We start from the raw sequence: 20,089 nt of genomic DNA, 5'->3' as shown, positions 1-20,089 counted from the left end.
ACAACCACCCCCAAAAAAATTGCCCGGGAAATACGCCCCGAAGCACAAAAAAAGCTGCCGAGCACGCACGCTCAGCAGCGTTTTGGTGTGGATAATCAGTACAACGTGCGCAGGTAGGGCGTCATCATCGTCACGACGTCCCCACTCCCGGCCCCTTCGACCAGGGCGAGCATCAGATAGCTGTCGGCTTCCGCGTCTTCCGCCATCAGGAAGCCATTCGTTGCCCCATCCGTGTCCTGCTTCGCCTTCAGCTCTGCCGTCCCGGTCTTGGCCGCGATGCGGTGATTCAGGCTGGCCAGCGCATGCGCGGTCCCGTCACTGGCGGTGACCACGGTCTGGAGCGCCGCCTTGACGGCCTCGGCACTGGTGGCCTTGAGCACCCGACTGGCCTTAGCCGTCTGGTCCAGCTCAAGTGTCGGCAACTGCATCTGGCCACCATTGACGATCGCGGTGTACGCCGTCGCTTGCTGGAGCGGGGTCAACAGCAGCTGCCCCTGACCGTAGGCGGTGTCGGCCAGAAGCACCGAATCGGTCAGCTTGCCCGAGTTCGAGAGCTGTGCGGTCGGTTGACTGAGCGGCAATGCCGCTTTTTGGGTCAAGAACGGTGTTGCGCCCTTCACGTACGCCGCGCTGCCCATCTTCAGGGCCGTCTGGGCGAACCAGATGTTGTCGGAATGTGCGAGCGCCTGGGCCATGTCCTCGCTGCCGGCGGCGTGGACGCGGGTGACATAGTAATCACCCCAGCTGGTGTCCTGCTGCCACTTCAGGCCGGCGATCGTGCGGGTCGTGGTCGGTGTGATCGTGCCGTTGTCCAGCGCGATGCCGGCGGTGATCATCTTGAACGTCGACCCCGGGGCATAGCGTTGCAGGAAGCGGCTAGTGAACGGGGTGTCCGCGCTCTTGGCGTACTGATCGTAGTCGGCCTGGCTGATACCGGCAACGAACTTGTTCGGGTCATAACTCGGCGAGCTGACCAGCGTCAGGAGCTGGCCGGTCTTCGGGGCAAGGGTGACCACCGCGCCTTTTTTACCCGCCAACTGTTTGAAGGCCTGCGTCTGCTTCGTTGCGTCGATGGTCAGACGGATCGTCTTGCCATCGACTTTTTGGCGTTCGACCAGCGTCTTGACGGTCTTATTCTGGTCCACGATCGTCAGACTACCGCCGGCCTTCCCCGCCAGCTTGGTATTGTAGGCGCGCTCCAGTCCGGCCTTGCCGATACGATCGCCCGCCTGCAGGCTCGGGTGGACCTTCAGGTCGTCGGCGGAGACCTCCCCGACATAGCCGATCAGTTGCGCGGCCGCCTCACCTAGCGGGTAGGTGCGCTGCGCGACTTGCTGGTAGACGACGCCCGTCAATGCGGGATTGGCGGTCACGACCTTGATCGGGACAAAATTCTCGTCCGTCACCCAGGACTGTGCGAGCAACGCCTGCAGGTCGCTGACTTCGACGTCGAAGGCCGCGCTGATCTTGGTCAGATTGTCCGTCAGCGTCTGCCCCGTTCCAAGCTGGCCGCGTACCATCCCCGCCTGCAACGCCGTCCCATTCGCCGCCAGCGGGCTGCCATTGCGATCGAGCAGCTCGCCGCGCGTCGGCGTCGTCCGTGACAACTGCACGGTGGCCGTCCCACTCATCTGCGGAAACAACATTGCCGGCTGCCAGACCACCCGCCAGTGCGACTGGACCTTGCGGATCGTCGTTTTGTAGCCGGTGACTGTCAGTGGGCCTAGCGTCGTGGTCATCGCTGCGTTGAAGGTCATCTGGTACTGGGTGTCGCTGACCTTGCGCACCTTGAGCTGCCGGACCTTGATGTCACTGGCCCCGACCCGATCGAACACCCCTTGATTGCGCTCGACCAGCGACTTCAACGTGTAGCGATAGTCCGCACCACGCAGCCGTGTCGGATCGACCACTTGGGCCATCTTGCTGTACTGACGCTTGGCGAACGCCCGCGTGTAGGTCTGCGCGACCGACTGCACGGCCGCGGCTTCAGCCTTGCGCAGGTGGTCCTGGTAGAGAAAATACCCCCCGACACCTGCCGCGACCACTACGACGGCGGCCGCACCGCCGATCACCATTGTCTTACCCTTCACGTGAAAGCCCCCTTGTCTTGTTAGCTGTAGTTTAGCAGTTTTGCGGTCGGTGGGGTAGTGCGGGCCTGGTTTCACGTGAAACGAGTGCGCACTCAAAAAGCCACCCTTTATCTAAAAGGTGGCCGAAATAGTCCCCGCCGCCCCAGCGACGCTTGGTACCGACGCGCCACAGCAAGCGGGTGATCGCATGGTGGCGATCTTCGCACGCCCGCTCGGGGGAGCGCAGGCGTGCCGGTGGTGGCCCACCCGCCTCAGCCGCGATGGTGGTCACGCCTAAGGACTGTCTAGGGTGAGGCTTGTTTCACGTGAAACAGGGTCAGACCGGGATCGTCGCCAGCATGTGCTGGATCGAGGCCGCGGAGCGCTCACGCTGGACTCCCTCTTCCGCCGTCAGCGGGAGCGAGACAACGGACATGATCCCCGTCGCGCCGAGGCGGGCGACTTGACCGATGTAGCACTTGAGCGCCGGGTCGTAGGCCGAGACGGCTAGCGCCCGGTGGCTGTCAGCGAGCATCGCCTCGATCATCACGGTGGCGGACAGGCCGATGCCGTACGCCGTGAAGCCCTTGCCCGCCAGGATCTGCCACGCACCCATGCGCGCCTGCTCCTTGAAGTCAGGGAGCGAGAGCCCCTGCGCCGTCGCGAGTGCCTGGATCGGCTGCCCAGCGACGCGTACAGTCGACCAGGCGGTGAACTGGCTCTCGCCGTGCTCCCCGAGCACGTATCCGGTGACGTCGGCCATGTTGCACCCGAGCGCCGTCGCGACCGCTTTTTGCATCCGGGCCGTGTCCAGCGTGGTCCCGGTTCCGAAGATCCGGTTCGGCGCCCAGCCGGTCAGCCGTTGCAGGTAGGTCACGACCACGTCGCACGGGTTCGTGATGTTGAGCAAGACGCCGGCAAAGCCGGACGCGCGCAGGCGCGGGGCGACGTCTTGGGCGACGTGCACCGAGTTGCGCAATTCCGCGAAGCGGTCGGGGTGCTCGCCACCGAGGAGGCTGATGTCTCCAGCCGCCAGCACGACGATGTCGCATTCGGCAAGCTGGTGCCAGTCGCTGTCGTAGCTGAACGCCTCGATCGCCGTATGCTTGTCGAGCAGCGCGTTTTGATCCATCAGATCAAGTGCCTCTGCTTGCGCCTTGGCGTCTTGGCGGTCGACGAGCCAGAGCTTGCCGACACTACCGCGCAGCGTCAAGGCCGCCGCAACGGCGGCCCCCACGTGACCGACGCCGATGATCCCCACTGTCTGTGTCATAAATTTCCTTTCTATAGTAACGCGACGCATCCCACAAAAAAGACACGGGACCACAAGTTGACCAGTCCCATGTCCCCTCTCGCCGAGCCGGCCAGCCTCAAGGCGGCTCACTGCCTTGACCTTGGGCTGTCAGACAAGCCCGCACCAGTGCGTGCAGTCAGGCCAAATCAGAGTGCTGCGATCACTTCGACTTCAACCAGCGCCTGTTTCGGTAACGCCTTAACGGCGAAGGTCGAGCGGGCCGGCTGAGCAAAGACGTCTGCGTACAGGTCGTTGAAGGCCGGAAAGTCCGCGATGTCCGCCAGTAGACAGGTGGTCTTGACCACCTGCGCCGGGGTCGCCCCGGCCGCAGCAAGGATCGCTTGGATGTTGCTGAGGACTTGGGCCGTCTGGTCGGCGACCCCACCGGGGACCAGGTCCCCAGTGGCCGGATCGATGCCGATCTGACCGGAAACGAACAAGAGGTCCCCCACGCGTTGCGCTTGGGTATACGGGCCGATCGGCGCAGGCGCCGCGGCGGTGTAGATCGTATCTGCCATCGTGTTTCCTCCTATACTTATGCCTTGAGTGTGAGCGTGCCGAGGTCGGCGCCGTGCGCAACGGTGGCCGCCGCCACGCCTGGGAAGGCGCTGACCGCCGCCATGTTGGTGAACACAACGATCAGCTCGTCGGACTTGCCCGCCGCCGCGACAGCGGCACGGTCCATGGTGCCCAGCGGATCACCGGCCGCCACAGTCTGCCCGTCGGCGACGGTCAGGTTGAACGGTGCGCCCTTGAGCTCGACGGTGTCGACGCCCATGTGCAGCAACACCTCCAACCCGTCGTCTGTTCGGAATGAGATGGCGTGCTTCGTCGGGAACACGGACACGATCTGGCCGCTGACCGGCGCATACAGCGCGTCATCGCTCGGCCGCACCGCGTAGCCGTCGCCCATGATCTTCTGAGCGAACATCGGATCGGACACCGCCGTGATCGGCATCGCCTCCCCATCGGCGGGCGCCACGATCGTCACGGTCTTCGCTGCTTTTTTGAAAAAATTGAACATCTCATCCACACTCCAATTCTATTAGTCGCGCATCTTGCGCCAGGTCGCCGCCATGCGGCTCATTGCGTCTTCGATCACCGCGTGTGACGTCCCGAGGTTCAACCGCAGGAAGTCATCCGCGTTGGCGACGTAATCATCCCCGATCCCGACCACGACCCCGGCATCTTCCGCCATCGTCTTCGCGATGGTGTGCATATCGATGCCACTGCCCGCCACGGAGACCCACGGCAGGTAGGACGAGTCCATGTCCATCAGTTCCCAGCCCGGAAAATCCGCAGCGATCGCCGCCTGCGTCAAGCGCAGGTTCTCGCGGATATACGCCTCACACTGGTCGAGCCACTCCCCGCACTGCTCGTAGGCCACGGTCATCGCGATCTGACCGGGCACGTTCGGTGACGTGACCGAGTTGGCCGCGTACCGCTTGCGGAAGGTCGCCCGCAGCTCAGCGTTCGGGATGATCGAGTAGGACAGCTTGAGGCCGCCAAGGTTGAAGCCCTTGTTCGGTGAGGTGAACATCACGAGGTTATCGAGGTACTTCGCCGGCAGCTGAAGCGCGCTAGTGAAGGTCCCGGTCATGATGTGCTCGGAGTGGACTTCATCGGAGACGAGCAAGACATGGTACTTGAGGCACAGTGCCGCCATGCGGGTCAGCTCTGCTTCGGTCCAGATGCGACCGGACGGATTATGCGGGTTGCAGAAGAAGGTCAGCTTCGGGTGAAGCGTTCTCATCGCCTCTTCTATCTTAGCCCAGTCGAGGTCGTAGCGGGCACCATTTTTGATCAGCGGAACGGTGATCACACCGCGGTCGTTATGTTCGGCCGCATACGCGAAGGGCCCATAGACCGGTGTGTTCAACAGGATACTGTCGCCAGGAGCCAGAAGCGCCTGGATCAGCACATGCATGTTCGGGACGGTGCCGTACCCCAGGGTGACCCAGTCCTTCTCCACGTGGCTGTGATGACGAAGCCGCTGCCAGTCGACCACGCTTTGGGTCCAGCGCGCCGTCGCGTAGGTGTAGCCATACGCGCCATTAGTCGCCATTCGCGCCAGCGCGTCGCGGATCTCCGGGGCCGCCTGGTAATCCATATCGGCGATCCACAGCGGGATGAAGTCCGCGCGCACCTGCGGGAACTTACTACGGACGATGCCGGCGTCCCACTTGCGGGCGTTGTCGATCGACCGGTCAGCGAGTGTGTCAAAATCATATTGTGTCATGCTGGGCCTCCTTGTGACTCGGGTGATGCAAGTGACGGTGGGCGCCGACGGTCAAGCCGGCGCGCCACCTGCCATCAGTTTTTCGACGCCATCCTTGACGCTTTGCACTTGCGCGCCGTAGACGATCTGCACGGACTTCTCCGCCTTCATGATCGCCAGCGCGCCGGATGCCTTGAGCTTATCTTCATCCAGCTTGGCCGGGTCCTTGACCTCCAGTCGCAGACGGGTCACGCAGTTGTCGAGGCTGACGATGTTCGCCGCCCCACCCAGCGCGCCGAGGATGACCCCTGGGTCGTAGATCCCGGCGCCTTTGGTCATCACAACATCGCCTTCTGCTTCACGTCCTGGGGTCTTGACGTTCTTCTTGACGATGTACCAGCGGAAGAAGCCGAAGTAGATCGCAAACCAGATGGCCCCGACTGGGATCAGCAACCACCAGCGCGAGTTCGGCTGCAGCCAGCCGAACAGGATCCAGTCGAGCACCCCACCATCGGTATTCCCCATGTGGGCGCCCAACAGCATCATGACAGACAGAGACAGCCCCTGCATGATGGTGTGGAACACGTAGAGCATCGGCGCAACGAACAAGAACAGGTACTCGGTCGGTTCGGAGATCCCGGAGACGAACGCGACCAGCGTGGCGGAGATCAGCAGGCCCTTGATGCGGTCGCGGTTCTCAGGTTTGGCCGTGAAGTAGATCGCCAAGCAGATCGCCGGCAGGCCGAACATGAAGGTCGGCATGAAGCCCTGTGACAGGAAGGCCGTCGCCTTGCCGGAGACCGGCACACCGGCGTTCAGCTGCGCGTAAAAAATGTTCAGCGCCCCGGTGACGGTCTTGCCCCCGACGATGGCGGTCCCCCCGGCATCGGTGAAGCGGACCATCGCCAGCAGGATGTGGTGCAACCCCATCAGCTTCAGGACGGACAGCGCGATCCCGTACAGGAACGGGCCGAAGATCCCGGCGCCTTGGATCAGACGCCCCAGGCCGATGATCGCGTTTTGGAACGTCGGCCAGATGAACGGGATGACCAACCCGACGAAGGATTCCACGATGACCGAGATGATCGGCACGAAGCGGATCCCCCCGAAGAAGGAGAAGGCGTCCGGTAGCTTGACTTCCTGGTATTTTTCCAGCAGGAAGTACGTGATCAAGCCGACCAGGATCCCGCCGAGCACGCCCATTTCAAGCGTCTGGATCCCCAACACGTTGGCTTGGCCGGCTGCTTGCATCTTGTCGGCGGCAACCAAGGCGTGCTGCTGTTGCAGCATGAAGTTGATCCCGGTGTTCAGCGCGATGTACCCCGCGAACGCGGCGATCGCCCCGACCCCTTTGTTCCGCTTGGCCAGCCCGAACGGCAGGGCCATCGCGAACATCGCCGGCAGGTACGTGAAGCCGAAGCCCCCGACGGTGTTCAGGAAGGTGAAGATGACATTGACGATGTGGTTCTGCAGGAACGGGAGCCGCTCCATCATCGACGGTGCGGTGAAGGCGCTGCCCAGCCCGACCAGGATCCCCATGGCCGATAGTGTGGCGATCGGGAACATGAAGGATTTGCCCAGGTTCTGCATGAACGCATAGAAGCGAGTCTTGCGGCTCTCATGTGACTGTGCGTTGTCCATTGTGATTACTCCTCTCGAACGGCGTGTGGCGCCGTCAAAATCAAATACCCAATGACCGCCTGCGGGCACACTTCGCGCGTCCGCTGCGGTCATTGGGTATTGCCTACTTAAAGTTACAAGCCCTTATTCAGTTATGTGAACAATGTGGATCAGCAGGTAGAGCCGATCCGAATCCGTGAAGCGGTAGTCGATCTTCGTTTCGAGGTAGGCGACCACCTGGCGCAGGCAAGTGCCCGCACGGTGGTGCCGGCGCATCAGTGAATCGAGCAGATCGGTGTCGTCCGGCGACGCCTTATGCTGGTGCTTGGTCCCACTGCGTAGGATCAAGTAGTGCAGGTGCGTCATAAGCCGGCTGACGGCGATGCTGTCCTCTGAGAACTGGCGCCCGAATGCGGCTTCGATGATATTGTTCACGCCGGATGAGATCTCTAGAATATTAGAAAAATTAGTAATAGAGCTGTCTGAGTGTTGGATCTCGTGCTCGACCAGATGGATGGCGATGAACCCTGCTTCATCATCCGAGACAGGGACGCCGGAAAGCTGATTGATCATCGTCTGGGCTTGCTTCCCCACCTGGTATTCCTTGGCGAAGAAGCGCTTCAGGTTGATCAACATCGGGTTGGCGAGATTCAGACCCATCCGGAATCGTTCTACTGCGAAGTAGATGTGGTCTGTTAACGGGATCAAGAGATGCTCATCGAAGTCGGCGTCGATCTGACGCTGCGCGAGTTGAATGATCTGATCGGTCAATTCGAAATACTCACGCGGGATCTTACTCGACAGTTGCTTGAATGAATCGATCCACTTATCGTCATTGTGTGGCACGGCAGAAAAGACTCTGTCGCTTGGCTGCGGGTCGTAGTTCTGCCCGCTGTGCGCCTTAAAGCCGATGCCACGACCCCAGATGATCTTCTCTTGATCTTGCCCATCCTCCACAAGTAGAACGTTATTGTTTAACACTTGTGAAATTAGCAAGACGATCACCTAAATTGGTTAAGCGTGCTGAGTGCGTGCAGCAATGTTGCCCAAAAACCTGTAAACGTTTACGGGCTTCATACTAGCAACTGCCCGAAAACTTGTCAAATAAGTTTTGGCCGGCGGGCAGCTTCTGCCTAGCGCCAGCCGCGCCCCGCCGTTATCCGGTCGTCCAAGCGCCCCCGGTTGGGACATATAGGTAGCAAGCGCCCACCTCCGTTCACCATTTCACAAAAATTTTGTTATTTTTATGCGGCGCAATTTTTTGAGGCCGCGACCGGTACGCGCCAAAAAAAGACCGACAAGCGCGCCGCTTGTCGGTCGATGATGGGTGGTCAGGGGATCGAACCCTGGACCCACGGATTAAGAGTCCGTTGCTCTGCCAGCTGAGCTAACCACCCATTGCTGCATTGCCATTTGACAACTTAAATATATTAGCATGTCCCACCGCCCGACGCAACCACTTTTTCCGGCAGACGCCCCACCGTTTACGTTTATTGACGCGTAAAATAACGCGGGTCATGGTATGATAGTAATGATAATTATAAGTAGTAACACTGACGGAGGAATGAACATGACAAGAGCAGAACTAAAAGCACAGGCCAAAGCGCGCCTACAAGGCAACTGGGGTTGGGCGATCGCCTTGGTCTTCGTAGGGACCCTCTTTGCGACCCTAATCGGCAGTCTCACCGTGGGGATCTTGCAGCTGATGGTCCTGACCGGGCTCAGCTTCACGCTCCTACGCTTCATCGACAGCGGCGAGCAAGGCCGAAGCCTATTCAATAACATCTTCAGCGGGTTCACCAGCGGGCAGCCGATCGCGGTTTTTCTTAACACCCTGCTGACCTATATCTTCACCGCGCTCTGGAGCCTGCTGTTCGTGATCCCCGGGCTCGTGAAGGCGCTCGCCTACGCCCAGGTCCCTTACATCCTGGCAGACCTACAGCACGCTGGCGGCGAGATCGGCGCCACCGACGCGATCACGGCCAGCCGCGAACTGATGCACGGCCACAAGTGGGACTACTTCATCCTCCAACTCAGCTTCGTCGGCTGGGGCCTGCTGGCCGTCTGCACGGCCGGGATCGGCTTCCTGTGGCTTGCCCCGTACGTTCAGGCAACCAACGCGGCGTACTACCGCCAGCTGGCCGGTGACCGCTTCCAGCAGCCGGATGCGGCCTTCTCAGACTTCTAGCCCCCTTGATGCTCGGTCCCCGCATGTCGGGGGCCTTTTTTGTGCCGATCAGTTATGCTAAGCTGATTGAAGCATAACAAATCAACTACAAAGGACTGACCCTGATGCGCTCCTCCTCCCCCCGCGCCCAACTGGTCCCCAGGCCCTGGTCGCCTTGGCAACGGCGCGTTGCCGCGATCGGCGGCGTCGCGCTGAAACTCACGCCACTCCTCTTGGCCGTGGTCCTGATCGGCATGATGATCTGGACCGCACTGCCCCGGCCGGGCACCAGCACCGTTCAAGTCGACCCGAATAACATTTTCGTCTCCGACAACGCGCACCTGCTCAGCGCCGAGACCAAGACCGCGATCCACAAGATGAACACGCGCTACAAGCAGCTCGCGCACCACCCGCATGATCACGGTGGATCACTTACCGACCGACACAACGATCGAACAGTTCACCCTTGAGCAGGCCACCACGCTAGGCGTCGGCGATGCCGACGAAGACAGCGGGGTCGTCTACCTCATTGCCAAAGCTGAGCGCCAAGCCCGCCTCGAAGTGGGCTACGGGATGGAAAGTCGGATCCCCGACGCGATGACCGATGTGGTGACCGACGACCAGGTCAAAACCGATTATCGCCGTGGCGATTACAACGCAGGCGTGCAGCTGGTCACACAACGGTTGGACCAACTGATCCGCACCGGTGCGGTTGACGCCAGTCGGATCGCTCATCTCCAGACGCACACCGGATTCCACCCCCTCACCGCGATCTGGACCTGGCTCAACACCACGCACGGCGTCTTCAGCCTCCTGGTCGCACTGGCGGGTCTGGGCCTCGCCCTGTACACAATGCACCGCTTGAGCCGCCACCTTCAGGCGCGCGTGCGGCTAGACGCCCTCGTGCAACACTACTTGAGCGCGATGCACGCGATCGACCCACAGCTTGACGCGACTGCCATACTCGCCTCACCACATCCCACACCAGTCAAAACCGCACGGACAACGCTACGCGCACAACTACTGCCGACAAACGTGAACGCCGTCGATAAAATGGGCGTGCCGGATTACTACAGCATGCAGTTCGCGTTCGGACGCACGACGATCGCAAAATTCTACGCCAATGCCCGCACGCCCGATCGCAGCTTCAAGCAGACGAGTATGTATCGGCGCCACCAGGACGACTGGTACCGGGTGACACCGCTCTTTGACCGGCAATTTCGCTTGCCCCAAACTAAGCAACGCGACCGTGTCCCATCATCTGATGTCCGACCGTACTTGTTGCCCCCGCTAACGCAGGCCTGGTGGTGGCTGGTTCGGTTGATCACGAACGGCTGGGTGCTGATCCTACTAGTGCTCGGGCTGTACTGGCTCACCGGTCACGCCAATTCGATCTCCGCCCTGCGCGTTCACCTTCAACTCACCAGTTGGGGACGCCGCGCCATGCAGTTTCTTGAGCGTCTGCTCGCATCGGGCCAATCCCCCCTTCAGTTGCTCAACGCTTTCGTGATGAGCCTGCTGTTCGGCGGTTTGCTTCTAGTCAGTTACCTCGCGCTGAATGCAACCAACACGCGTGCCCACCGACACCTCCAGCTGAACCGAATGATCCGTAATTTTCTCGGCGATCTACGCGTGCGCCTGAAGCAGCATGACGACGATCGGGCCCTGGCCACGGCGCTTGCGACCGCGACCCAAGACGCCGCGATCACCAAGGCCAAGACGTCACTCAAGACCAGCCTCGGCGGCAAGGCCCACGGTAAAAAGCGTAAGGGCGATCTGCCGGACTACTACGACATGGCCTTCGCGTTCGGCAGCGTGACCGTCACGCAGTTCTTCCATGCGGATGAGACGACCAAGACCTACAAGACCAGCTCGATGTATGTCAACCACGCGGACGACTGGTACGCCAGCGGTTCAAGCGGCGGCGACGGCGGTGGCGACTCCTTCGGCGGTGGCGATTTCGGTGGCGGCGGCGGTACCTCCAGCTGGTGACATTGTGACTCGCAGCGACCACCTGTCGTCGCCAATCGCTAGGGTCCACTTGAACATTAGCGAGCTGAAAGCTGAGATATCCAACACTTTTAGCCCAGCGTATAAGTACAGCCCCTAGTCAACCTTAAGATCGGGTTGAACTAGGGGCTGTACTTATACGGCTTGCTTTGTCCGTTCGAACGCAAGGCGTGACGAGCAGACATACGATCGAGCAGGCGCTAGCTGGTGGCCCGACCTGTTCTGACAGTGTCGTGCACCCGCCTCAAACTGCTGCTTGTGGCTCAACCCCGTGGCGCGGTCAAGCACGGGCCAACGATGGTTTGGGGCGCACCTTATCCTACTACCGTCGAAAGATACGTCCGCGTTTCGTATGGTCGCAAGGTGTCGACATCGGCGGCTGGATAGTTACTAATGAGTCCCTCAGGCTGCGTACCTAAGCGTGCTGCTACAGGTCGCTGCAGGGTTTGGTCTGTGAAGTTGCTAACCATCAGTAGCTGCTGGTCTCCTAGCGTGCGCGTGTACATGAACACCGCCTCGTCATCCGGATCCAGCAACGCATAGTGGCCGTCGGTGATAATCGGATAATCTTTGCGCAGTTGAATCAAGCGCTGATAGAAATAGAAAATCGAGTTAGGGTCCATCAATGCGGCGTCCACGTTGATCTGCGGGTAGTTGGGGTTGACCCCGAGCCACGGCGTCCCGGTAGTGAACCCAGCGTTGGGGGCGTCTCGCCACTGCATCGGCGTCCTGGCGTTATCACGCCCGCGATACTCAATGGCAGCCTTCATCTGTGCTGGCGTCAAAGTCTTCGTTTCTTCCACCAATTCGCGGTAAGTATTCTTGATCTCAACGTCGCGATAGTTTCGAATGTCCGCGAAGGCAACATTAGTCATACCGATTTCTTCGCCCTGATAAATATACGGCGTCCCTTGCATCATGTGCAGGGTGTTCGCCAGCATCTTGGCGGATAGCTCGCGGTATTCGGCGAGATCATTACCGAAGCGTGACACCACCCGTGGCTGGTCGTGGTTATTCCAATACAAGCTGTTCCACGCCTTGCCATCTAAGGCTGTTTGCCACCGCGACAGAGCCGCCTTCAGCGCCGGGAGGCTAGCGCGGTTGGTGGTCCACTTGCCGACGACTGGATCGTTCTCTAACTGCATGTGTTCGAATTGGAACACCATCTGCAGCTCGCCTCGGTCGAACCCGGCATACTTAATCGCGTCATCCGGAGTGACATCAGGAGTCTCGCCGACAGTCATCAGCGGGTAGCGACGCAACACCTGCTGATTCATTGCCTGCAAATACTCATGCGCGTGCGGACCGTTGGCAACGTAGCCTAACGATGATGTGCGGGCGTCTTGGGTGAGGTGAGGATCATCGGTCAGCGGCTCAGGTTTCGAAATCAAGTTAATGACGTCCATCCGGAAACCATCAATACCTTGTTGACACCACCAATCCATCATATCGAAGACCTTTTGACGTACTTTTGGATTGCGCCAGTTCAAGTCCGGCTGCTTCTTGGTGAACATATGCAGGTAATACTGATCGACTTGCGGGTCATATTGCCATACCGAGCCACCGAATTCAGAACGCCAATTCGTCGGTGGGTTGCCGTTGCGCCCTTCACGCCAGATATAAAAATCATGGAACGGATCTTCGCGGCTGGTGCGCGAGGCGACGAACCAGTCATGCTCGTCTGAGGTGTGATTCACCACCAGATCCATCATCAACCGCAGCCCATTTTGATGGCAAGCGTCGATCACAGCCCGCAAATCCGCCAGTGTACCAAAATCAGGCTGAATCTGTTGGTAGTCTGAGATATCATAACCGTTATCATCGTTAGGTGAGCGGTACACTGGATTCAACCAAACGACATCGGCGCCGAGTTTCTTGATGTAGTCGATGTGCTGCAACACCCCTTGCAGATCACCGATTCCATCGCCGTTTGAATCTTGAAAGCTGCGCGGATAGACCTGATAAACTACCGCTTTTTGCCACCATACTGTCATATTGTGTCCCTACCCTTTCCCTTCATCGACTGCAACGATTCGTGTATACCCACCGACAGTTTGGCTGATCACCGCCGGCGTCTGCGCGATTTCCTGGCTGGCGCCTGTTTGCCCACAGCAGTCCCACTGTTGCACACGGTAGCGGGTGGCAGGCTTCAGGTACAGTGTGAGACGAGTGGCCGCACTGCTGTTAATAATTAGGGTCTCATCAGTGGTGAGTGTCACCGGGTAATTACCACCGGTCATCTGCACCACCCGCACCCCGTCTGCCTCGCCGCTGACTACTGGGTAATTCAACTCTGGATGCAGTGGAGCGAACTCGCCGAGTTGAAGCGGCGCCATATATGCACGCGCCACCTTCAAAAACTGCGCCAGTACCGCGAGTTGTGTGGCAGTTTGGCGGGTCAGATCAACCGACAGTTGCAAGACGCCAAACAACGACGCCTGCAGCTGTAGCGCGACTTGCGCTGGCGCTTCGTCAGGATGCCACATGACCATATCTGAATGAACCGGCGTCTCGCCGCTCAATAACCGGAGGTCACAAATGCCGACGTGGTTGGTCTGGGCGGCATACGGACAGTCTGATACCCGCAATGCGTTCGCATATTGGCGCATCACCGGCCCGATATAACGCTGCCGGAATTCAACAAAAAAGTTCGGTGAATGCTGCTGCACGACGCGCTTGACCGCTGCTAACAACACCAATAACCCTTGTGCAACCGTCCGATATTGCATCACTGCCGGATCGTACGCCGGCGTCTGGGGATGCATCATGAACGAATCGATGAAGTCGAGCTTAAGCCCGTCGATGCCGTATTGAGTGACAAAGTCTCGGTAGGTGGTTACTAGGTAATCGATGTTGGTTTGATAACGCAAATCCAACACGCCACACTGCTCTTTTTCCCAGGTATAAAGCAACTTGTCTTGGACTGCCGGCCACTTGGCGGCACGCATGCCGACAAACGGGACACTAAACCACACCACTACCTCGATACCATGCGCGTGCATCTGCCGCACGAACCCAGCAAAATCAGGAAATTTGTGGGTGGCCACCTGCCAATCGCCGGTATAGGCATACCCCCGGTGGTTGTCATCGGTCTGCCAGCCGTCATCCAGGATCAAGCGGGTGATGCCGTTGGCTTGCATCGCGACCGCCTGCGCCTCAAGCATCTTTGCAGACAAGTCTTGGTGGCAACTATACCAGGTGGAATAATAGGCCGTGCGCTGCGCCTCTGTCGCGGGGTACGGCGTCACTTGTTCTTCCCACCACCGGCTGACCGCCTGAATCGCTTGATAATAAGGCACCTGTCGCTGATCGATGCGAATAGTTAACGCTGTCACCGAAGCGCTAAAGGTAAGGTGTAGCGTCCCGTCTTCTTCGCGCACGCCTGCGTTGATCACCACTGGCTGCGTCAAACAATCACATGCCACTGTCAGCCGGTTTTGGCCTTCAATATCGTAATAAGCGACAACCGGTGCCGACTGGTTGACAGCCACCGTCGCTTGACCCGCCCAATCGGCTTTGACGGTGTTGTCATACGCCTTAAGCGGATGCCACTGATAAGCGATGCCAGCCATCGGCAGTACCACCTCCAGCGCTACCTGAGCCGACGCCTGTGCGTGTAGTGCCACCAGTTGTGGCGCTAGCTGGACGGTATCGACCACCGTGGTTTTTGAATGCGTCAGAACCTGATACATACGCTCCCTCCTTGATTAACCTTCACGATCGCGCCCAAAGTCAGTACTGCGGCGCTGAATGTACTCATAGGGGACAAATACGTTGCGTTTGGTGTAGTCTTGCGGTAACTTATGCCCGATCAAGTCATGCATCAGCTTCGCCGCGCGTCCCCCCATCGCTTCCATATGTTGCTCCACGGTGCTTAAAGACGGTTCCATATACCGCCCGACCACCGTGTTGTCAAACCCTGCAACTGCGACTTGAGTGGGTACAGCGATTCCGTGCTGACGCAACGCTTTGAGCACCCCCACCGCCATAATGTCACTAGCACAGATGAAGCCATCGATGGTCGGGTGCTGCACGATCAGCCGGTTGGTGAGGGCCATCGCGTTATCGAGATCAAAGCCAGCAAACTGAACCGTGTAGTCCAAAATCGGTCGGTCAGCTTGTGCCAGCGCCTCCAAAAAGCCTTGCTGGCGCTGCTGGCTGACAGCGGCAGTGCGCCACCCATTGATCATCACAAGGTTCCGGCGTCCTTGCCGCAACATGTCACTTGTCACTTCCAACTCTGCCGCGCGGTTGTCAATGCCGATCGAAGCAGTGTTGGCCCCTAAGATCTCTTGTTCGATACACACCACCGGGATTTTACTGGCCTGAATCTGGCTGATGAACGGGTCACCGACGTTCAGCCCGTGGACAATCGCGCCAGTGATGTTACGCTCCAAGCAGAACTGCTCGAAAGTTTTCTCTCGCTGCAGCTCAGCATCTGTCATATATAAGACGAATTCGATACCGTGTTTTTGCGTATAGCGGTTCACCCCTTGCATCAGGTGCATCGCCAAGGTGCCTTCAAAGCCTCTCGCGACTTCATTAAGGATCAACGCCACAGTCGCCAAAGACTTAGACGATAACGTCCGTGCGGCCACGTTAGGCACGTAACCGAGGTGCTTAGCAGTCGCCAGCACCCGACGCCGAGTCTCTTCACTCACATCGGGATAGTGATTAAACACCCGTGACACCGTCCCCACCGAGACCCCGGCTTCCGCTGCCACCTGATAGATTTTTACCGCCATGACTGAACACTCCTTTACCGTACGCATTGGCGCAGCAATGATACAATTTATAAGAATGTTAATCCAAAGTCACGCGCAAGTCACCCGTAAATTCCACCGTTTGCCCGGCCACTTGCATTGCCAACGGCGCCGCTACCGCGCCACTGATGTGCACGCTAGTGGGCGTTGCCCGCACGGTTAACCGCACTCCTTGCCAGTGCAGATCAAAGGTCAGCGCTCGCCATTGCGCTGGCAGGTGCGGATCGATATTCAAGCACCGATCGATTTGAGAGACACCGCCGAAGCCCTGCACCACCGCATTCCACAGCTGTGCCATCGCTGCAGCGTGAATGCCATCCTCTGAGCCATGTGGATCGGCACCCAGATCGACAAGTCCTGCCTGGTGGTAAAACTGATAGGCCCGTTCGCGTTCCCGGTTACGGGCGCATGCCACCGCGTGGCTGCCATAAGACAGTGAGGAGTCATGCATGGTTTTGGCCTCATAGAAGTCAAGATTACGTAGTCGGTCTGCACGGGTAAAGCGCGCTGCAAACATCAGCATCACCAACACCACATCGGCTTGTTTACATAGCTGATACTGGTTGATCGACGACATGCTGAAGGCTTGCTCGATGCTCCCGACCGATCGGCCGCGATACGGCGTCAAGTCGATCGGTTTCAGTGTCAAGAAAGTGTCATTTTCCGGTAGAATATCGCGATCGTTGAGCGTCGGCAGGTAGAAATGGGCCAAGACATGCTCAAGTGTTGCCTTCAACCCCGGCAAGTCATACTGTGCCGCGATTGTCGCAAAAGCGGTCGGCTCAGCTTCCAGAGCTTCGATCGCCGCCAAGCCCAGCTGCATGTTCATCGCCGCCATGTAGTTGGTATACGCGTTGTTGTCGATGTGTTCCTTGTATTCATTGGGACCGATCACATCATGAATCTCAAACCGCTGATGCGCCTCCTGCCAGGTGACCCGCGATGCCCAAAACCGGGCGGTGTCAATCAGCACGAACGCGCCAGTGGTTTGGAAGAAATCATCAGTCTCCGACAGGCTATCGCTATATTGCTTGACGGCATACGCCACATCGGCGGTCACATGCGCCTCGATCTCTCCCGTCCAGATGCGGGTTGGATTACCGGTATCAATGTCGATCGCACCCCACTGTGGCGTCGCATCACCGGCATCGACAGTCGTCGACTCCCACGGGTATTGTGCCCCTTGGTAGCCGTTTTTAGCCGCGTTACGCCGCGCCGCCGGTAGCTGCTTGACGCGGTACTGAATCAAGTGGCGGGCGATAGCTGGGTACTGGTATTGGAAGTAAGGAAGCATGAAGATTTCCGTATCCCAGAAGGTATGGCCCCGGTAGCCTTCACCTGATAATCCCTTAGCGGCAATGTTGACCTCGTCATCATCGACAGCCGTCATCACATGCAAGTGGTAGCGGCCGAAGTTCAACAGCAGCTGATCTATCGGCTCGCGACTGTCGATGGTCACAGGCATCCCGGCCCACACGGTCGTTTCCCAGGCCTTGGTGCTTTGCGCCAGCAACTCATCAGCACCGCGTCGTGCGGCAAGCTGGCCGATTTGCGTCGCCTTGTCCAGCAGGCTTTGCGGGTCTCGATACACCAGATCACGGTCACGCGAGGTCACAATCACCGAATAGACCGACAGCACTACCGGCTCATCTGCCATCAGCGCCACCGTCGTCGTGTGGTCAATTCGCCGCCGCGGGAACGTCACTTGAGTTTTGGTCGGTGCTGTCGACTGCGTTTGAACTTGATACACCACCGCGTCTAAGCTACCGTCGATACTTTGATACTGGTAAGAGATACCGCCGTCGGCATCGACGCGCTTTTGACCTTCTTGAAAGTGCTGTGCACCGTGGTTGCTTTGGGTCCCATCGATGGTCGTTTGCACCGTTGCTTCTCCGGCCTGTGCCGCAGTGATGGTGATGGTGTTGACGATCAAGTGCTTCTGAGTCATGGAGACGAAGCGCCTGAACGCCAGCCGGTATTCGCGCGACCCGCAAGTAACAACCAACTCGCGCGTCAGCTCACCGTTAGCGAGGTTGAGCCGTCGCTGGTAATCGCGAAACGGCAGACTGCGCAAGTCTAGCACCTCGCCGTCCAAAGCAACGATCGTCGCCAGCACATCCGGCATGTTAGGCAGCTCGGCAATTTCCGTGCGGCCAGCGGTTTCGAACGTGCCGGCAACAAACATCCCGCGCGTCTGCATCGGATAGGTTTCTTCATGCGCTGCTCGCAAGCCCAAATACCCGTTGCCTTGCGCAAAGACAGACTCAAATTTGCGCTGATGTGCGACCCCAAAGTGATTCTCAGCTAACCCCTGGCCATTGCGGTCATCGAAAGAAAACAGATCATTGATTTTTTGCATGGGCCAATACTCCCGTCTCGGTTATCGTCGGTCGCTGACTGCGACCTAAAATAAACAAACCTAACAAATCACTCAGCAAAAAGGCGCTGATGCACAAGTTATGCGCGACGCCAAGGCTTGTCAAAACCAGTACCCCCACTGTCGGCAGTACCATCACTGTGGCACTCACATATAGGGCTTCGGTCAACGTCACCGTGCGCCAATTCGCGACGGCACGGCGATATAACCACGCGCCAACGGTCGCAAGCACCAGCCCCATAAAAATTATTGACACCGCGTACACATAATACGCAATGAACATCGATGGCATTACAGCCGCCTTGATACCGCCCAAGTAGCGCTTGAGTCGACCGTTGAGCGCATGCTTCTCGCCTAATGCGGTTTGCAATGCCTGATAAGAGAAGGCCTGCCGGTCCATCACGAGCTGCTTGGCATCCAGTTGCAACTTACTTCCACTGGCATCCACCACCAGGAGCTCTTGGTTGGCTGGTAGCACCAGCTGGTTATCCCGGAACACCAGGCTGGTGTCCACTGCTTCTAACCGGGTAAACGCCTGCGTCACGCGCATGCTTTGAATTCCGATCATCAGCATCATCACGACTAACAGCATCAGTACCAGAAGCGACAACGTCTCTAGCGGGGTGCGTTGCGATTTGGGTTTGGGTTGCCAGAAGCTGACTCCATCAGAAAGATATTGAATGAACGCCACAGGCGCCACCTCCTTGTGTTCGCGTGCCTCGTTCACGGCCTCAAGCACGTTATTTTTCGCCGCCAATACGCATACCGGTCATGAAGTACTTGTTCAAAAGGATATACAAGAATATGATCGGCAGAATCGTGATCATCGCTGCAGCCATGATGTAATTCCACTGGGTGCCATGCTGGGTCTGGAAGGACTGTAACCCGAGCGTCAAAGTGTATTTGCTCTCAGTGGTGATATACAGTAACGGTCGCATGAAGTCGTTCCAAAAGCCCAAGAACACGAAGATCCCTTGTGTAGCAATCGATGACTTGGCCATCGGCACCACAATCCGGAAAAAAATCCCAAGCCGCCCCAAGCCGTCGAGCTGTGCGGATTCCTCAAGTTCTCGCGGGAACGTAATGAAGAATTGGCGCATCATAAAGATATAAGCGAAGTTAATGGCAGAAGGCAGAATCATGGCGTTATAGGTATCCAAAATACCAAACGCCTTCATAATCAAATAATTAGGGATCAGCAGGATCTGCGTTGGCACCATGATGCACACCAACACCACCATAAATAGTGTCCGCCGCCCGGGAAAATGCAGTCGGGCTAAGGCATAGCCACCCATACTATTGAATAAAATATTCAATGCCGTACCCACCGTCGCGATAAACAGTGAGTTGTAGATCCAATGGGGAAACATGGGATCTTGGGTGAAGATATAACGGTAATTGTCTAGGCTCATGTGGCCGCTAAACAACGGCGACCCGCTTTGAACAATGTCGCTATACGGCTTGAACGACGCTAAAAACGCCCATAAAAACGGATAAATCGTGATCACCGCATAAATCGACAGCAACACATAAGCGATCACCCGCGCAATTTTTTTATTGCGATTAAGCAT

Annotated in this window: 16 protein-coding genes and 1 tRNA gene; 3 read left to right on the top strand and 14 right to left on the bottom strand. The window is 58.2% G+C overall.

All coding sequences use genetic code 11. The annotated features are described in order from the left end of the window. Positions 1-95: 95 nt before the first annotated feature. The 8 genes from pbp4 to HII33_RS00580 form a co-directional block, all read right to left on the bottom strand. Entirely contained in the window at positions 96-2,090 is a 1,995-nt protein-coding gene (gene pbp4, locus HII33_RS00615) for a penicillin-binding protein PBP4(5) (RefSeq protein WP_179393861.1), read from the bottom strand. 316 nt (positions 2,091-2,406) lie between these two features. Continuing rightward, complete coding sequence (locus HII33_RS00610; protein ID WP_179393860.1) at positions 2,407-3,342, bottom strand: lactate/malate family dehydrogenase; 936 nt, start codon at positions 3,340-3,342, stop codon at positions 2,407-2,409. 167 nt (positions 3,343-3,509) lie between these two features. Further along, positions 3,510-3,881, bottom strand: coding sequence for a Rid family detoxifying hydrolase (locus tag HII33_RS00605; protein WP_179393859.1), 372 nt, complete (start codon positions 3,879-3,881; stop codon positions 3,510-3,512). Between the two features lie 17 nt (positions 3,882-3,898). Next, positions 3,899-4,387 (bottom strand): PTS sugar transporter subunit IIA, encoded by a 489-nt coding sequence (locus tag HII33_RS00600; protein ID WP_179393858.1) that lies wholly within the window; start codon positions 4,385-4,387, stop codon positions 3,899-3,901. Positions 4,388-4,408: 21 nt separating this feature from the next. Continuing rightward, the gene (locus HII33_RS00595; protein ID WP_179393857.1) at positions 4,409-5,602 is read right to left on the bottom strand and encodes a MalY/PatB family protein; all 1,194 of its coding nucleotides are present in this window, start codon (positions 5,600-5,602) and stop codon (positions 4,409-4,411) included. A gap of 51 nt (positions 5,603-5,653) precedes the next feature. Then, a complete protein-coding gene (locus tag HII33_RS00590; RefSeq protein WP_179393856.1) occupies positions 5,654-7,222 on the bottom strand; it encodes a PTS transporter subunit EIIC in 1,569 nt (522 codons plus the stop codon). Between the two features lie 123 nt (positions 7,223-7,345). Beyond that, entirely contained in the window at positions 7,346-8,206 is an 861-nt protein-coding gene (locus HII33_RS00585; RefSeq protein WP_343036817.1) for a PRD domain-containing protein, read from the bottom strand. A gap of 319 nt (positions 8,207-8,525) precedes the next feature. Beyond that, a tRNA-Lys gene (locus tag HII33_RS00580) sits at positions 8,526-8,598 on the bottom strand. Between the two features lie 173 nt (positions 8,599-8,771). Here HII33_RS00580 and HII33_RS00575 point away from each other — a divergent pair. From HII33_RS00575 to HII33_RS00565, 3 genes are all read left to right on the top strand, one after another. Continuing rightward, a complete protein-coding gene (locus HII33_RS00575) occupies positions 8,772-9,389 on the top strand; it encodes a DUF975 family protein (protein WP_179393854.1) in 618 nt (205 codons plus the stop codon). Between the two features lie 104 nt (positions 9,390-9,493). Then, positions 9,494-9,838 (top strand): hypothetical protein, encoded by a 345-nt coding sequence (locus HII33_RS00570; protein WP_179393853.1) that lies wholly within the window; start codon positions 9,494-9,496, stop codon positions 9,836-9,838. Next, complete coding sequence (locus HII33_RS00565; RefSeq protein WP_179393852.1) at positions 9,792-11,360, top strand: TPM domain-containing protein; 1,569 nt, start codon at positions 9,792-9,794, stop codon at positions 11,358-11,360. Before HII33_RS00570 ends, HII33_RS00565 begins: the two co-directional genes overlap by 47 nt. A gap of 332 nt (positions 11,361-11,692) precedes the next feature. Here HII33_RS00565 and HII33_RS00560 read toward each other — a convergent pair whose 3' ends face one another. From HII33_RS00560 to HII33_RS00535, 6 genes are read right to left on the bottom strand one after another with little or no spacing between them, the layout of a single operon-like run. After that, entirely contained in the window at positions 11,693-13,372 is a 1,680-nt protein-coding gene (locus HII33_RS00560) for a glycoside hydrolase family 13 protein (RefSeq protein ID WP_179393851.1), read from the bottom strand. Positions 13,373-13,381: 9 nt separating this feature from the next. Next, a complete protein-coding gene (locus tag HII33_RS00555) occupies positions 13,382-15,070 on the bottom strand; it encodes a glycoside hydrolase family 36 protein (protein WP_179393850.1) in 1,689 nt (562 codons plus the stop codon). A 15-nt stretch (positions 15,071-15,085) separates the two neighbouring features. Beyond that, positions 15,086-16,123 carry a LacI family DNA-binding transcriptional regulator gene (locus tag HII33_RS00550; RefSeq protein ID WP_179393849.1) on the bottom strand — a complete coding sequence of 346 codons (1,038 nt, stop codon included), beginning with the start codon at positions 16,121-16,123 and terminating at the stop codon, positions 15,086-15,088. Positions 16,124-16,181: 58 nt separating this feature from the next. After that, a complete protein-coding gene (locus HII33_RS00545) occupies positions 16,182-18,500 on the bottom strand; it encodes a glycoside hydrolase family 65 protein (protein WP_179393848.1) in 2,319 nt (772 codons plus the stop codon). Next, complete coding sequence (locus tag HII33_RS00540; RefSeq protein ID WP_179393847.1) at positions 18,484-19,209, bottom strand: hypothetical protein; 726 nt, start codon at positions 19,207-19,209, stop codon at positions 18,484-18,486. The genes HII33_RS00545 and HII33_RS00540 overlap by 17 nt, the downstream gene beginning before the upstream one ends. A gap of 49 nt (positions 19,210-19,258) precedes the next feature. Beyond that, positions 19,259-20,089 (bottom strand): carbohydrate ABC transporter permease, encoded by an 831-nt coding sequence (locus tag HII33_RS00535; RefSeq protein ID WP_179393846.1) that lies wholly within the window; start codon positions 20,087-20,089, stop codon positions 19,259-19,261.

Origin of the sequence: Lacticaseibacillus absianus (assembly GCF_013407595.1) — a bacterium.
GTDB lineage: Bacteria > Bacillota > Bacilli > Lactobacillales > Lactobacillaceae > Lacticaseibacillus > Lacticaseibacillus absianus.
The sequence above is the reverse complement of the archived record's forward strand: the minus strand, read 5'-3'. Positions and strand labels throughout refer to the sequence as shown.

Bases quoted from the DNA above. Each gene is read 5' to 3' on its own strand.
- HII33_RS00610 (WP_179393860.1), bottom strand. From the start codon at position 3,342: ATGACACAGACAGTGGGGATCATCGGCGTCGGTCACGTGGGGGCCGCC.
- HII33_RS00605 (WP_179393859.1), bottom strand. From the start codon at position 3,881: ATGGCAGATACGATCTACACCGCCGCGGCGCCTGCGCCGATCGGCCCG.
- HII33_RS00600 (WP_179393858.1), bottom strand. From the start codon at position 4,387: ATGTTCAATTTTTTCAAAAAAGCAGCGAAGACCGTGACGATCGTGGCG.
- HII33_RS00595 (WP_179393857.1), bottom strand. From the start codon at position 5,602: ATGACACAATATGATTTTGACACACTCGCTGACCGGTCGATCGACAAC.
- HII33_RS00590 (WP_179393856.1), bottom strand. From the start codon at position 7,222: ATGGACAACGCACAGTCACATGAGAGCCGCAAGACTCGCTTCTATGCG.
- HII33_RS00575 (WP_179393854.1), top strand. From the start codon at position 8,772: ATGACAAGAGCAGAACTAAAAGCACAGGCCAAAGCGCGCCTACAAGGC.
- HII33_RS00570 (WP_179393853.1), top strand. From the start codon at position 9,494: ATGCGCTCCTCCTCCCCCCGCGCCCAACTGGTCCCCAGGCCCTGGTCG.
- HII33_RS00560 (WP_179393851.1), bottom strand. From the start codon at position 13,372: ATGACAGTATGGTGGCAAAAAGCGGTAGTTTATCAGGTCTATCCGCGC.
- HII33_RS00555 (WP_179393850.1), bottom strand. From the start codon at position 15,070: ATGTATCAGGTTCTGACGCATTCAAAAACCACGGTGGTCGATACCGTC.
- HII33_RS00550 (WP_179393849.1), bottom strand. From the start codon at position 16,123: ATGGCGGTAAAAATCTATCAGGTGGCAGCGGAAGCCGGGGTCTCGGTG.
- HII33_RS00545 (WP_179393848.1), bottom strand. From the start codon at position 18,500: ATGCAAAAAATCAATGATCTGTTTTCTTTCGATGACCGCAATGGCCAG.
- HII33_RS00535 (WP_179393846.1), bottom strand. From the start codon at position 20,089: ATGCTTAATCGCAATAAAAAAATTGCGCGGGTGATCGCTTATGTGTTG.